The sequence below is a fragment of the Streptomyces sp. CC228A genome, assembly GCF_021390935.1.
Taxonomy (GTDB): Bacteria; Actinomycetota; Actinomycetes; order Streptomycetales; family Streptomycetaceae; genus Streptomyces.
On record NZ_JAJPUI010000006.1, the window covers coordinates 137,008 to 150,817 of the forward strand.

At 72.6% G+C, this 13,810-nt stretch carries 11 protein-coding genes and 1 pseudogene; 3 read left to right on the plus strand and 9 right to left on the minus strand.

Annotated features, from left to right (window positions below; genetic code table 11):
• Positions 1 to 386: 386 nt before the first annotated feature.
• The gene (locus L6E17_RS18405; RefSeq protein ID WP_236241843.1) at positions 387 to 806 is read right to left on the minus strand and encodes a hypothetical protein; all 420 of its coding nucleotides are present in this window, start codon (positions 804 to 806) and stop codon (positions 387 to 389) included.
• A gap of 186 nt (positions 807 to 992) precedes the next feature.
• Between L6E17_RS18405 and L6E17_RS18410 the strand changes: the two genes are divergently transcribed.
• Positions 993 to 2,180, plus strand: a complete 1,188-nt coding sequence (locus tag L6E17_RS18410; protein ID WP_236241844.1) for a pyridoxal phosphate-dependent aminotransferase — start codon at positions 993 to 995, stop codon at positions 2,178 to 2,180.
• Positions 2,181 to 2,439: 259 nt separating this feature from the next.
• On the opposite strand, the gene L6E17_RS18415 is transcribed toward L6E17_RS18410, so the two are convergent.
• Complete coding sequence (locus tag L6E17_RS18415) at positions 2,440 to 2,985, minus strand: YbjN domain-containing protein (protein ID WP_236241845.1); 546 nt, start codon at positions 2,983 to 2,985, stop codon at positions 2,440 to 2,442.
• A 549-nt stretch (positions 2,986 to 3,534) separates the two neighbouring features.
• Positions 3,535 to 6,126, minus strand: a complete 2,592-nt coding sequence (clpB, locus tag L6E17_RS18420) for an ATP-dependent chaperone ClpB (protein ID WP_236241846.1) — start codon at positions 6,124 to 6,126, stop codon at positions 3,535 to 3,537.
• A 131-nt stretch (positions 6,127 to 6,257) separates the two neighbouring features.
• Here clpB and L6E17_RS18425 point away from each other — a divergent pair, with 131 nt between their 5' ends.
• Positions 6,258 to 6,671, plus strand: a complete 414-nt coding sequence (locus tag L6E17_RS18425; protein WP_236241847.1) for a pyridoxamine 5'-phosphate oxidase family protein — start codon at positions 6,258 to 6,260, stop codon at positions 6,669 to 6,671.
• 363 nt (positions 6,672 to 7,034) lie between these two features.
• Here the strand turns inward: L6E17_RS18425 and L6E17_RS18430 are convergent, their stop codons facing one another.
• Together L6E17_RS18430 and L6E17_RS18435 are read right to left on the minus strand one after the other, a co-directional pair.
• Positions 7,035 to 7,352, minus strand: a complete 318-nt coding sequence (locus L6E17_RS18430) for a (2Fe-2S)-binding protein (RefSeq protein ID WP_071266575.1) — start codon at positions 7,350 to 7,352, stop codon at positions 7,035 to 7,037.
• Entirely contained in the window at positions 7,349 to 7,594 is a 246-nt protein-coding gene (locus L6E17_RS18435) for a hypothetical protein (RefSeq protein ID WP_236241848.1), read from the minus strand. Before L6E17_RS18435 ends, L6E17_RS18430 begins: the two co-directional genes overlap by 4 nt.
• Before the next feature lie 128 nt (positions 7,595 to 7,722).
• Between L6E17_RS18435 and L6E17_RS18440 the strand changes: the two are divergent.
• Positions 7,723 to 8,700: pseudogene (locus tag L6E17_RS18440) on the plus strand (helix-turn-helix transcriptional regulator); the annotation flags it as partial.
• 629 nt (positions 8,701 to 9,329) lie between these two features.
• Here the strand turns inward: L6E17_RS18440 and L6E17_RS18445 are convergent.
• The 4 genes from L6E17_RS18445 to dnaK form a co-directional block, all read right to left on the minus strand.
• Positions 9,330 to 9,797, minus strand: coding sequence for a heat shock protein transcriptional repressor HspR (locus L6E17_RS18445; protein ID WP_236242122.1), 468 nt, complete (start codon positions 9,795 to 9,797; stop codon positions 9,330 to 9,332).
• A gap of 5 nt (positions 9,798 to 9,802) precedes the next feature.
• Complete coding sequence (gene dnaJ, locus L6E17_RS18450) at positions 9,803 to 10,978, minus strand: molecular chaperone DnaJ (protein ID WP_236241850.1); 1,176 nt, start codon at positions 10,976 to 10,978, stop codon at positions 9,803 to 9,805.
• A 78-nt stretch (positions 10,979 to 11,056) separates the two neighbouring features.
• The gene (gene grpE / locus L6E17_RS18455; RefSeq protein WP_236241851.1) at positions 11,057 to 11,716 is read right to left on the minus strand and encodes a nucleotide exchange factor GrpE; all 660 of its coding nucleotides are present in this window, start codon (positions 11,714 to 11,716) and stop codon (positions 11,057 to 11,059) included.
• The gene (dnaK, locus tag L6E17_RS18460) at positions 11,713 to 13,563 is read right to left on the minus strand and encodes a molecular chaperone DnaK (protein ID WP_236241852.1); all 1,851 of its coding nucleotides are present in this window, start codon (positions 13,561 to 13,563) and stop codon (positions 11,713 to 11,715) included. The genes grpE and dnaK overlap by 4 nt, the downstream gene beginning before the upstream one ends.
• Positions 13,564 to 13,810: the final 247 nt, after the last annotated feature.

Genomic DNA, 13,810 nt, shown 5'->3' on the forward strand with positions numbered 1-13,810 from the left:
CGCCGGGTTCACCGCTGCCGGACCCCGGGACAGCCGTCCCCCACCCCCGGGCCCCTCGGCAAGGGGCTCCGCGAACTCCGGCTCCCGGGCGTGCCCGTTGGCTGGTTCCGGCCCTCCGGTGCCCCAGGAGAGGGACTCTTCGGACTCCGGCCCTCGGGCGTGCCCGCCGACCGGATCCGGCCCGCCGGTGGCCCAGGAGTCGGACTCCTCGGAGTCCGGCCCCTCGGCGTCCCCGCCCGCCGGTAGCGGTCCCCTGGTGTCGAGGGCGGGATCCTCGGACTCCGCTCCCCGCGTGAGCTCTTGCGTGGTCCCCCGGCTCCGTCCATGTCCCCCTCCCCGCAGGTCCGCTGTCCCCTCCCGCGCGCCGCCGCCCGGCAGGCGGCCGCTCATCCGCCGCCACCGCCGCAGGACGACCCGCCGCCCCCGCAGGAGCCGGACGACGACGAGGGGCTCGGCGACGAGCAGGACGAGGAAGCCCCGCACGACGAGGGCGACGACGTGTCCGTACCGCCCTGCCGGTGCCCGTCGGACCCGTCAGGCGCCCCGGACCCACCGGTCGCGTCGCGCCCGTCCGGCACGTGCGCGGTGGCCGCCGCACCGCCGCCGGCCGCCCACCAGCCCGCCGTCGAGGAGTCCCCGGCCCGGGTCCCGGTCGCCGCCCCGGCGCGTCCACCGCGCAGCGCGGCCGCGTCCTGCCGCCGCTGGCGGGCGAAGGCCCAGACCACCGTCCCCACCGCGACGACCGCCGTCAGCGGCACCACGACCAGCACCACGACAAGGACGGTGTCCACCACGGACTCGATCATGATGCTCCTCCTGTCTCCCGCAGGCGTGTGACGCGGGGTCCCCCGTACGCCCGTGACGGGGGGATCCCCGCGGCCCGCACCGCCCAAAGCGCACTTGAGCAACTCCAGAGGTTCGGCGGCCGGTGCGTGCGGACCGCACGGACACGCGCGGGCCCGCCCTTGAGGTGCCGCCCGGTTCGCCTCAGGATGGCGCCCATGACAAGGCAACCGCTCAGCAGCCGCCTCGCCGGGTTCGGGACCACGATCTTCGCGGAGATGTCGGCGCTGGCCGCCGCCACGGGCGCGATCAACCTGGGCCAGGGCTTCCCGGACACGGACGGCCCCGAGGAGATCAGGGAAGCGGCCGTGCGGGCCGTACGCGAGGGCCGCGGCAACCAGTACCCGCCCGGCCCGGGCGTTCCCGAACTGCGCACCGCGATCGCCGAGCACCAGCTGCGGCGCTACGGCCTGGCCTACGACCCCGACACCGAGGTCCTCGTCACCGCGGGCGCCACGGAGGGCATCGCCGCGGCCCTGCTGGCGCTGGTCGAGCCCGGCGACGAGGTGATCGCCCTGGAGCCGTACTACGACTCGTACGCCGCCTGCATCGCCATGGCGGGCGGCCGCCGCGTCCCGGTGACGCTGCGGCCCGACCCGGCGGCCGGGCGCTTCGTCCTCGACCTGGACGAGCTGCGGGCCGCCGTCACCGACCGCACCCGCCTCATCCTCCTCAACACCCCCCACAACCCGACCGGCACCGTGCTGACCCGCGACGAACTCGCGGCCGTCGCCGCGCTCGCCGTCGACCGGGACCTGCTCGTGGTCACCGACGAGGTGTACGAACACCTCGTCTTCGACGACGCGGAGCACGTGCCCCTCGCGGCGTTCCCGGGCATGCGGGAGCGCACGGTCACCCTGTCATCCGGCGGGAAGACGTTCTCCCTGACCGGTTGGAAGGTGGGCTGGCTCACCGCGCCGCCCGAACTCACCGCGGCCGTGCGGACCGCGAAGCAGTTCCTCACGTTCGTGGCGTCGGGCCCGTTCCAGTACGCCATCGCCGAGGCGCTGCGCCTCCCCGACACCTACTTCGAGGACCTCAGGACGGACCTGCGGGCCAAGCGCGACATCCTCGCCGACGGGCTGCGGGCCGCCGGTTTCGAGGTGTACCTGCCGCGCGGCACGTACTTCATCACCGCCGACATCGCGGCCCTCGGCGAGAAGGACGGCCTGGCGTTCTGCCGCTCCCTCCCGGAGCGCTGCGGCGTCGTCGCCATCCCCAACCAGGTGTTCTACGACCACGCCGACGCCGGCCGCACCTTCGTCCGCCTGGCCTTCTGCAAGAAGGCCGCGGTCCTCCGGGAGGCAGCGGACCGGCTGCGGCAGCTCACCGCCTGACCGCACCGCCCCGGGGCGGCGAGCCACCTGCGGCGGGCCGGGACGCGGCGGACGGAACCGCGCCACCGGGCACGGACGGCAGGCACAGACGGCGCGGCACGGCCGGCAGGCACGACCGGCGGGGTACGGCCGGCGGGAACGGCCGGCGCGGTTCCGCACCCGTCCGGCGGGGGCCGCCGCGGGCGGGAAAGGGCGCGGCCGGGGCGGTGACCGTCTTCCGGTCACCGCCCCGGCCGCGTCACCGCGAGCCCGTACGGGCTCAGGCCTCGTCGCCCGGCTTCTCGTCCTCGCCGGACTCGCCGGTCTCCAGGCCGAGCTGCTCGACGAGCCACTTGTCGAACTCGATCGACGCGCGCACCCAGCTCACCGTCGACGACACGAAGTGCTCCAGGCTGACGCCCGTGCCGATCAGCATCTGGGCCTCGCCGATGAGCCGGACGGTGGCGCCGCCCTGCTCGTCCTCGTGGAGGTGGGTGTAGACCTTGGGCCACAGGGTGCGGCGGTTCCAGTCGTCGATCGACTCGAGGATCTTCATACGGTCCTCGACCGGGTGGGGGCGGTCGTAGAAGGTCCGTACGGAGAAGACCTGCTGCTCCGCCTCACCGCGGAACATGAAGTAGGTGCGGAACTCCTCCCACGGCGCCGCGAGGTCCCCCTCGTCGTCGACGACGTACTTCAGCTCCATCTGCTCAAGGAGCTGCTTCACCAGGTCCTGGTCGGGGACGACGGGGCCGGGGGGCGGCCCCGCGGGCTGGGGCTGCGGCTGGGCCCCGAAGTTCGGAATCGAGGACGGGTCGATGCTCACCGGGTGATTTCCCTTCGTACGGATAGCCGCCATCCTCTCCCATCCCGGACCGGGGCTGGCAAGCCCATCCGAGGGCGATCCGCTGCGGGCGGACACGATCCGCCGCCCGGGTGGAGGACACCCGGGTGCGACCGCCGGACACGGCGTACGGCGGACGGGCCGGGCCGCCCCCTGGCGCCCGCTCCGTGCGGCCCGGCCGGGAAACCCGCACCCCGGGCAGCGACCCGCCCCACCCGCCCGCCAAGCGCCCGCCCCCAGCCGCTTCCCGGCGGGGCCTACGGGGACGCGGGCACGTACGGGGCGCGGCGCGGGAGCGCACGGGCGCCTGGGCGGGAGCGCGTACGGGGAGAGGGGCGAGGGCGAGGGCACGGGTGGGGGCGCGCGTCGGGACGCGCGTCGGGACGCAGGTCGGGGCGCGCGTCGGGGCGCGCGTCGGGGCGCGCGTCGGGGCGCAGGTCGGGGCGCAGGTCGGGGCGCTGTACCCGCCTCGGCGGTACGCGTCCCGGCCCCGCCCCCGTGGTACCCGCCCCGGCCGCGGGTGGCCCGCGGCTACCGCGCCGCGGTGACCGTGAGGCCGCCGTCCACCCGGTCGACCCGCACCGTGTCGCCGTCGCTCACCTCGCCCGCCAGGATCTCGCGGGCCAGCCGGTCGCCGATGGCCGTCTGCACCAGGCGGCGCAGCGGGCGCGCCCCGTACGCCGGGTCGTTGCCCTCGTCGGCGAGCCACTCCAGGGCCTCGGGCGACACCTCCAGGCCGAGCTGCCGCTCGGCGAGCCGCGCGGACAGGCGGTCGATCTGGAGGCGGGCGATGCGGGCCAGCTCGTCCCGGGTGAGGGCCGAGAAGACGACGATGTCGTCCAGGCGGTTGAGGAACTCCGGCTTGAAGGAGGCCCTCACCACCTCCAGGACCTGCTCCCGCTTCTCCGCCTCCGTCGTCGTCGGTTCCATCAGGAACTGGCTGCCCAGGTTCGACGTCAGCACCAGGATGGTGTTGCGGAAGTCGACCGTCCGCCCCTGACCGTCCGTCAACCGGCCGTCGTCGAGCACCTGCAGGAGGATGTCGAAGACCTCCGGGTGGGCCTTCTCGACCTCGTCGAGCAGGATGACGCTGTACGGGCGGCGGCGCACCGCCTCGGTCAGCTGGCCGCCCTCCTCGTAGCCGACGTAGCCGGGAGGCGCGCCCACGAGCCGGGCCACGCTGTGCTTCTCCCCGTACTCGCTCATGTCGATGCGGACCATCGCCCGCTCGTCGTCGAAGAGGAAGTCGGCGAGGGCCTTCGCCAGTTCGGTCTTGCCGACCCCGGTCGGGCCGAGGAACAGGAACGAGCCGGTCGGCCGGTCCGGGTCCGAGATGCCCGCGCGGGTACGGCGCACCGCGTCGGACACCGCCTGCACGGCCTCCCTCTGGCCGATGAGGCGCCTGCCCAGCTCCTCCTCCATGCGGAGCAGCTTGCGGGTCTCGCCTTCGAGGAGGCGGCCCGCGGGGATGCCCGTCCAGGAGCCCACGACGTCCGCGATGTCGTCGGGCCCGACCTCCTCCTTCACCATGGGGTTCTTGGCGGCCTCCTGCTCCGCCTCGGCGGCGGTGGCTTCGTCCAGCTCCCGCTCCACGGCGGGGATCTCCCCGTACAGCAGCTTGGAGGCGGTGTCGAAGTCGCCGTCGCGCTGGGCCCGCTCCGCCTGGCCGCGCAGGTCGTCGAGCTGCTCCTTCAGCTCACCGACCCGGTTGAGGCCCTGCTTCTCCTTCTCCCAGCGGGCGGTGAGGCCGCGCAGCTCCTCCTCCTTGTCGGCGAGGTCGCGGCGCAGCTTCTCCAGGCGCTGCACGGATGCGGGGTCGGTCTCGTTCTTCAGCGCCAGCTCCTCCATGCGGAGCCGGTCGACGGCGCGCTGCAGTTCGTCGATCTCCACGGGAGACGAGTCGATCTCCATACGGAGCCGGGACGCGGCCTCGTCGACGAGGTCGATGGCCTTGTCGGGCAGGAAGCGGGAGGTGATGTACCGGTCCGACAGGGTCGCGGCGGCGACCAGCGCGCTGTCCGCGATCTGCACCTTGTGGTGGGCCTCGTAACGCCCCTTGAGGCCGCGGAGGATGGCGATGGTGTCCTCGACGGTCGGCTCCGCGACGAGGACCTGCTGGAAGCGTCGCTCCAGGGCGGGGTCCTTCTCGATGCGCTCGCGGTACTCGTCGAGGGTGGTGGCGCCGACCATGCGCAGCTCGCCGCGGGCCAGCATGGGCTTGAGCATGTTGCCCGCGTCCATGGCGGAGTCGCCTCCGGCGCCCGCGCCGACGACGGTGTGCAGCTCGTCGATGAACGTGATGATCCGGCCGTCGCTCTCCTTGATCTCGGACAGGACGGTCTTCAGACGCTCCTCGAACTCGCCGCGGTACTTCGCTCCGGCGACCATGGCGCCCAGGTCGAGGGCGACGAGCTGCTTGTCCTTCAGCGACTCGGGGACGTCGCCCTTCACGATGCGCTGCGCGAGGCCCTCGACGACGGCCGTCTTGCCGACGCCGGGCTCGCCGATGAGCACCGGGTTGTTCTTGGTGCGCCGGGACAGGACCTGCACCACGCGCCGGATCTCCTGGTCGCGGCCGATGACGGGGTCGAGCCTGCCCTCGCGGGCGGCGGCCGTGAGGTCGGTGCCGAACTTCTCCAGGGCCTTGTACTGCCCCTCCGGGTCCGGGCCGGTCACCCGGCGGCTGCCGCGGGACTTGGTGAAGGCGTCCAGCAGCTTCCCCGCGCTCGCGCCCTGCCGGGTCAGCAGCTCTCCGGCCTGGCCGCCCTTGGCGGCGATGCCGATCAGCAGGTGCTCGGTGGACAGGTACTCGTCGCCGAGCTCCCGGGCGCGCGCCTGGGCGTCGGTGATGACGGCCAGCAGGTCGCGGTTGGGCTGCGGCGGGGCGACGGTGGACCCGGTGACGCTGGGGAGCGCGGCGAGGAGCCGCTCAGCCCCGGACCGTACGGCGGCCTGGTCCGCCTCGACGGCGGCCAGCAGGTCGACGAGGTTCTCGTTGTCACGGCCGGACAGCAGCGCCAGCAGGAGGTGCGCCGGCGTCAGGTCGGCGTGCCCTGCGGACACGGCACGGCTGGTGGCGGCATTGAGCGCCTCCCGGCTCTTGTTGGTCAGCTCGGCGTCCACGTGTGCTCTCTCCTCCTCGTCCGGGCACTTCGGCTGCGCCCTCCGTTCCCATGACTCAGCCAACGTCCACAAAGTTGAGTCTATTCCACTCAATGTGGTCGGGGCCAGCGCCCCCGGGTAGTTTCCGGCCCATGGCCATCGACCTCCGCAACCCCGACCCCTCCTACGTCAGCTTCTGGCGCGAGCGGCACATGTGCACGCTGACGACGATCCGCCCGAACGGCACGCCGCACGTGGTGGCGGTGGGCGTGACGTACGACCCCGAGGGCGGCGGGAAGGGCATGGCGCGGGTCATCACGAACAAGCACAGCCGCAAGGTCGCCAACGTGCTGGCGGCGGGCCCGGAAGGCGCCCGGGTGGCGGTCTGCCAGGTCGACGCGGGCCGCTGGGCGACGCTGGAGGGCCGCGCGGTGATCCGCACGGAGCCCGACGCGGTCGCCGACGCCGTCGCCCGCTACGCGGAGCGCTACGGCCGCGTCCCGACGCCCAACCCGGACCGAGTGGTCATCGAGATCACCCTGACCCGCGCGATGGGCCGCGCGTAGACCACCCACAACCGGCGCGGCGGCTGGCGGCGCGGGCGGGCCTCGGGCCTCGGGCCGCGCCGCCGTCGGCGCCGTACTCGGCGGGGGCCGTGCGTACGGGCGGGCCGCGGCGGTTCAGCCGTCAGCCCCCTGGGGCCCGGCAGCACACCGGCGCCGCAGGGGAGGCGTCCACGCTCGCCCAGCGCTTCCCCGCCCCGCGGCAGCAGACGCAGCGGCGGCCGTCGGCGCCGTACCCGCCGGCCGCCCGGCACCCCCGGACGTGTCGTGTGCAAACAGCACAGCGGCGCCATCGTGTTTCAGGTCCACGATGGCGCCGCTGTGTGGGGGAAGCACCTGAACGATCTACAACGACGGGGGAATCGTTCAGGCGCTGCGGGGGGTGGCGGTTGCGGTCTCGGGCTCGACCAGCTGGTGATCCCGCTGATCGAGATTGACGAAAATCATTCCGTAGCGAATGGCGCACCTGACGGGCTGCGGCGCACCACGGGGGCGACGGAGGCAGCGGTAGGCGCGGATGTCCTCGTCGTCTCCGCGCGTGATGACGATCGGCTCACCGAAGAGGGTGACCATCAACGAATCGCCACCCTGCGGCACAGCGGTGACGAGGTCGATGAAGTGCCACCCGGAGCGGTAGGCGGACGCCATCTCGCGCCGGAAGCGCGGGTCGTCGGGAACGTTCATGCCGCGACGCCCGTCGTCCTGGCGCCGACGCTGTCCCACGCGGGGTCCTGGAGGGGGGACGCGGCGAAGTCCCACGAGGGGTCGCGCTGACCCGCCGGGCTGCTGTCCCATGAGGGATCACCTGCGGCAACGCCGCTCGTCGGCGCGGCATCCCACGCCGGATCACCGCTGGCGGCGGCGACGCCGAGCACGGCCGCGGCAGCGACGGCTATGGCGCTGAGTGCACGAACCATCCTGGTCATGGACGATCTCCACCTCTTTTTGTCCTTACCTCCTCCCCCGCGTCTATGACGATGGCTCACTCTGAACGCTTCCACCAGCCAGTACAGGCATCATGTTCCTGAAATACAGGACCCTGAGGGGGGTGCATATGCGGTCGAAGGTGGACGATCCGGAAACCGAGCACAGCCATGGCGAGCCGTGCGAAGCCGGAAGGCACCTGTACGCGGCCGCCCTGCGCGCTGGCCGGATAGCCCGCTCGGAAGTGGACGCGGCGCCGTGTCTCCTGGACCTCGCTCTGCTCCACCCGGACCCCGACGACACGGACTGGCTGCGGCCCGTGCCTCCCTCCATCGCCCTCAACCAGCTCATACACCCCATTGAGCGGGAGATACAGCAACGCCGACAGCGGGCCCTGTCGTTGGCCGATGCATTCGAGCCCTTCATGACGATCACCACGGCGACTCCCCCGGCCACCGCGGCGATCAACGTCCTGGAGGGCCTCGCCGTCATCAACGCCGAGCTGGACCGGGTCATCGAGGAGTGCTCCGTGGAGCTCCTGACCATCCAGCCCGGTAGCGGACGCAAAGGCCCCGAGTCCGTGAAGGCCGCGCTGCGGAGGGTCGAGCCCCTGCTGGACCGCGGGGTCCGGATGCGCACCCTGTACCAGCACACCGCCCGGCACCACTCGGCGACGATGGGGTACGTCGAGCGGATCATGCCGTTCGGCCTGGAGGTCCGCACCCTTGAGGAGATCATCGACCGGCTGATCGTGGTCGACCGGAAGGTGGCGTTCATCCCGGCGCGCAGCGACCGCCAGGTGGCGCTGGAGCTGCGCCACGAGGGCCTGGTGCGGTATCTCGTGGGCGTCTTCGAGCAGTTCTGGCTGTACGGCATACCCTGGCAGGAGGAGGTCGTCGCCTACGCCCCGGCCGTGAACGGCATCAGCGGCATCCAGCGGTCCATCGCCCGGCTCCTCGTCGAGGGCCATGTGGACGAAGCGATAGCGCGCCGCCTGGGCATGAACGTCCGCACCTGCCGGGCCCACATCGCGAAGCTGGCGTCCGCGCTGGGCAGCGGCAGCCGCGCGCAGTTGGGCTATCTCATCGCACGCTCCGGCATCCTGGACGGCCAGGAGGGCGTCTGCATGGTGACGATGCCGGCACCGGACGCGGCGGCCGCGGGACCGGCGCCGATGCCGGTACAGGGCGCCGCCCCCGTGACCGTGCAGGGCTGCCCGGCCGGCGACGCCGACGCGGCGCGGGGCCACGACCAGTGCCCCGCCCGGGACTGACCCGGCACACCCACCGCGACCACCCCGGGCACCGAACCGCCCGGACACCGCGCCACCGGACGCCGGCACCGACGTCGACGCCGGCACCGCCGGGTACCGGCTCCAGGACACCGCCACCCCCGGGCACCCGGCACCCGGCAGCCCAGACAGCCGGCACCTCCGGGCACGGGGCACGGGGCACGGGGCACCACCGGGCACCCGAAACGCCTCGGACCGACACCTCCGGACACACCCGGCACCACCGGACACCCACGCCCCCCGCACACCGACACCGGGGCAACCCGCCCCAAACGACCCGGGAGGTCCGAGCAACCCGGGGAAGCCGGGGAAGCCGCCCCGTCCGACCCGGCCGACCCGGCCGACCCGGGAGGTCCGAGCGAGCGGGCACCCCGGGCGCCCAGGCGCCCCAGGCGCCCCAGGCCAGGATCGGGCCGCAGGCCGCCGAGGGCCCGGGCCACGCCCGGTTACTCGGCGCCGCTGCCGTTGCCCCGCTGCTTGCCGCCCGGGCGCCACACCACCAACGCGCTGGTCTGCTGCACGTCCTGGTAGCGCACGAGGTCCCGGCGGTACGAGGCGTGCACCTGCGCCTCCCGCTGGCGCATCGCCATCGCCGCGCCCTCGACCGCGGCCGTCAGCTCGGCCACCCGGGCTTCCAGCGCGGTCACCTGGTTCTCCAGTTCGATGATGCGCTTGATTCCGGCCAGGTTGATGCCCTCGTCCTGCGACAGCTGCTGCACCTGCCGGAGCAGCTGGATGTCGCGGGCCGAGTACCGCCGCCCCCGCCCCGCCGTACGGTCCGGGGACACCAGTCCCAGCCGGTCGTACTGCCGCAGGGTCTGCGGGTGCAGACCGCTCAGCTGGGCGGCCACCGAGATGACGTATACGGGCGTGTCGTCGGTCAGCTCATACGGGTTGCGCCGGTGTCCGTCCAACTGCGTCAAGCCCCCTTCGCGGCCTGGAAGAGCTCAGCCCGCGGGTCCTCACCCGCGGTCGCCTGACGGTATGCCTCCAGAGCCTCGCGCGCCGTGTCGTCCAGCTCCTTCGGTACGGCGACCTCGACGGTGACCAGCAGGTCGCCGCGCGTACCGTCCTTACGGGTGGCGCCCTTGCCCCGGGCGCGCATGGTGCGTCCGTTGGGCGTGCCGGCCGGGATCTTGAGGGTGACCGGGGGTCCGCCGAGTGTCGGCACCCGGATCTCGCCGCCGAGCGCCGCCTCCGCGAAGGAGACCGGGACCGTGACGGTGAGGTTGTCGCCCTTGCGGCCGAACACGGGGTGGTCGTCCACGTGGACGACCACGTACAGGTCGCCGTTGGGGCCGCCCCGCTCGCCGGGGGCGCCCTTGCCGCGCAGCCGGATGCGCTGGCCGTCGGAGACGCCCGCCGGGATGCGGACCTGCATGGTGCGCGACGACTTGGCGCGCCCGCTGCCGTGGCACACCTCGCAGGGGTCCTGGGCGATGAGCCCGCGGCCCTTGCAGTCCACGCACGGGTCGGTGAGCGAGAAGCCGCCGCCGGAGCCGCGCGACACCTGGCCGGTGCCCACGCACGTCGGGCAGACCCGCGGTGTGCCGTTCTTGTCGCCGGTGCCGGAGCAGGCCTGGCACGGCTGCTGGCTCGACATGCGGAGCGGGACGGTGGCCCCGTCGACCGCCTCCGTGAAGCTGAGCGTCACCTCGGACTCGACGTCCTGGCCGCGCCGCGGCTGCGTGCGGGCACCGGTGCCGCCCCGGCCGAACAGCCCGCCGAACACGTCGCCGAGGCCGCCGCCGAAGCCGCCGGCCCCGCCGGCGCCGCCCTGCGGGCCGCCGGCGAAGAGGTCGCCCAGGTCGAAGTTGAAGGTGCCCCCGGCGCCCGGTCCCGCGCGGAAGCCGCCGTTGCCGAAGAGGGCACGCGCCTCGTCGTACTCCTTGCGCTTCTTCGGGTCGCCGAGGACGTCGTTCGCCTCGGAGATCTCCTTGAAGCGGGCCTCGGCCTTGGCATCGCCCTTGTTGGCGTCCGGGTGGAACTCGCGGGCGAGCTTCCGGTACGCCTTCTTGATCTCTGCTTCGGTCGCGTCCTTGGGGACGCCGAGGACCTTGTAGTAGTCCTTCTCGACGAAGTCCTTCGTGCTCATCGACGTCCCTCCTCCCGGACCGTCACTGTGTCAGCCCCGGGCCCCGCGGTCCGCCGGGGACCGCGGGGCCGCTCGCTGTCAGCCCTCCTCGGGGCCACCGTTCTCCTCGTCGGCCGACTTCTCCTCCTTGGCGGCCGGCGCCGCGCCCGGCTGGGGCTCGGCGACGGCGACCCGGGCGGGGCGGATGGTCCGCTCGCCGATCCGGTACCCGGGCTGGAGGATCGCCACGCAGGTCGTCTCGGTGACATCCGGCGCGTACGAGTGCATCAGCGCCTCGTGCACGGTCGGGTCGAAGGGCTCGCCCTCCTTGCCGAACTGGTGGAGGCCCATCTTCGCGACGATGGTCTCCAGCGACTCGGCGACCGACTTGAAGCCGCCGACCAGCTCGCCGTGCTCGCGGGCCCGGCCGATGTCGTCGAGCACCGGCAGGAGCTCAGTGAGGAGGCTCGCGACGGCGAGCTCCTTGACGGCGACCCGGTCGCGCTCGACCCGGCGGCGGTAGTTCTGGTACTCGGCCTGGAGCCGCTGGAGGTCGGCGGTGCGCTCCGCGAGGGCGGTGCGGGCCTGGTCCAGTTCGGCGGTCGAGCCCTCGGCCTTGGTGCTGTCGTTCGTGTCCCCGGCCGGGGCCGCCGCGGTCTCCTCGGAGTTTTCCGCAGCGGCCTCGACGGCGTCGTCGGCGGCGGCGCCGGAGGGGACGTCGGGCTTCTCCTCGAAGCCCGGAGTCGTCTCCTCCGTCATGCGGCGCCACCCTTCGGCTTCTCGTCGTCGACGATCTCGGCGTCCACCACGTCGTCGTCGCCCTGGGCGCCCGCGGCACCCGCCTGGCCGGCGCCGGGTGCCTGGCCCTGCGCCTGGGCGTCGGCGTACATGGCCTGGCCGAGCTTCTGGGAGACGGCGGCGACCTTCTCCGTGGCGCTGCGGATCTCGGCCGTGTCCTCGCCCTTCAGCTTCTCCTTGAGCTCGCCCAGGGCGCCCTCGACCTCGGTCTTCACGTCACCGGGGACCTTGTCCTCGTTGTCCTTGAGGAACTTCTCGGTCTGGTAGACGAGCTGCTCGCCCTGGTTGCGGATCTCGGCGGCCTCGCGGCGCTTGTGGTCCTCCTCCGCGTACTTCTCGGCCTCCTCACGCATCCGGTTGACCTCGTCCTGCGGCAGCGAGGAGCCGCCGGTGACGGTCATCTTCTGCTCCTTGCCGGTGCCGAGGTCCTTGGCGGTGACGTGCATGATGCCGTTGGCGTCGATGTCGAAGGAGACCTCGATCTGCGGGACGCCGCGCGGGGCCGGCGGGAGGCCGGTCAGCTCGAACATGCCGAGCTTCTTGTTGTACGCCGCGATCTCGCGCTCGCCCTGGTAGACCTGGATCTGCACGGACGGCTGGTTGTCCTCGGCCGTCGTGAAGATCTCCGACCGCTTGGTCGGGATGGTCGTGTTGCGCTCGATGAGCTTGGTCATGATGCCGCCCTTGGTCTCGATGCCGAGGGACAGCGGGGTGACGTCGAGGAGCAGGACGTCCTTGACCTCGCCCTTGAGGACACCGGCCTGGAGCGAGGCGCCGATGGCGACGACCTCGTCCGGGTTCACGCCCTTGTTGGCCTCCTTGCCGCCGGTCAGCTCCTTGACGAGCTCGGCGACGGCCGGCATGCGGGTCGAGCCGCCGACGAGGACCACGTGGTCGATGTCGGAGAGCTGGATGCCCGCGTCCTTGATGACGTTGTGGAACGGGATCTTGCACCGCTCCAGCAGGTCGGAGGTCAGCTGCTGGAACTGGGCGCGGGTGAGCTTCTCGTCCAGGTGCAGCGGGCCCTCGGCGGAGGCCGTGATGTACGGCAGGTTGATCGACGTCTCCGTGGAGGAGGACAGCTCGATCTTCGCCTTCTCCGCCGCCTCGCGGAGGCGCTGGAGGGCCATCTTGTCCTTGGACAGGTCCACGCCGTGGCCGGAGTGGAACTGCTTGACCAGGTAGTCGACGACGCGCTGGTCCCAGTCGTCGCCGCCGAGGTGGTTGTCGCCGTTGGTGGCCTTCACCTCGACGACGCCGTCGCCGATCTCCAGCAGCGACACGTCGAACGTACCGCCACCGAGGTCGAAGACCAGGATCGTCTGGTCGTCCTTGTCGAGGCCGTAGGCCAGGGCGGCCGCGGTGGGCTCGTTGACGATGCGCAGCACGTTCAGGCCGGCGATCTCACCGGCCTCCTTCGTGGCCTGGCGCTCGGCGTCGTTGAAGTACGCCGGGACGGTGATGACCGCGTCCGTGACCTTCTCGCCCAGGTACGCCTCGGCGTCCCGCTTCAGCTTCTGCAGCACGAAGGCGCTGATCTGCTGCGGGTTGAACTTCTTGCCGTCGAGGTCGATCTTCCAGTCGGTGCCCATGTGGCGCTTCACCGAGCGGATCGTCCGGTCCACGTTGGTGACGGCCTGACGCTTGGCGACCTCACCCACGAGGACTTCGCCGTTCTTGGCGAAGGCGACGACGGACGGCGTGGTCCTGGCGCCCTCGGCGTTGGTGATGACGGTGGGCTCGCCGCCTTCCAGAACGCTGACGACGGAGTTAGTCGTGCCCAGGTCGATGCCGACCGCACGTGCCATGTCTGATTCCTCCAGCTGACTTGAGTGCAACAGACTCAAGGATGCACCACCGGTCTGACAGAGTCAACAGACCTGAGCCACCCCCACTCAACTTTTATCCGGGCCTTATGCGCAACGCACCGCGCCCGCACCCCCGCCGCCCGGTCCCCGCCCCACCGCACCGCACCGCGGCACGCCGCGCCGCAGACCCGCCGGGACCGCACTCCCGAGCCGTATCGTTCCAGGACAGAACGTGTCATAACGCCTC

Coding starts and splice junctions, on each gene's coding strand:
- L6E17_RS18425 (WP_236241847.1), top strand. CDS start 6,258: ATGGCCATCGACCTCCGCAACCCCGACCCCTCCTACGTCAGCTTCTGG.
- dnaK (WP_236241852.1), bottom strand. CDS start 13,563: ATGGCACGTGCGGTCGGCATCGACCTGGGCACGACTAACTCCGTCGTC.
- L6E17_RS18405 (WP_236241843.1), bottom strand. CDS start 806: ATGATCGAGTCCGTGGTGGACACCGTCCTTGTCGTGGTGCTGGTCGTG.
- grpE (WP_236241851.1), bottom strand. CDS start 11,716: ATGACGGAGGAGACGACTCCGGGCTTCGAGGAGAAGCCCGACGTCCCC.
- L6E17_RS18430 (WP_071266575.1), bottom strand. CDS start 7,352: ATGAACGTTCCCGACGACCCGCGCTTCCGGCGCGAGATGGCGTCCGCC.
- L6E17_RS18435 (WP_236241848.1), bottom strand. CDS start 7,594: ATGACCAGGATGGTTCGTGCACTCAGCGCCATAGCCGTCGCTGCCGCG.
- dnaJ (WP_236241850.1), bottom strand. CDS start 10,978: ATGAGCACGAAGGACTTCGTCGAGAAGGACTACTACAAGGTCCTCGGC.
- L6E17_RS18410 (WP_236241844.1), top strand. CDS start 993: ATGGCGCCCATGACAAGGCAACCGCTCAGCAGCCGCCTCGCCGGGTTC.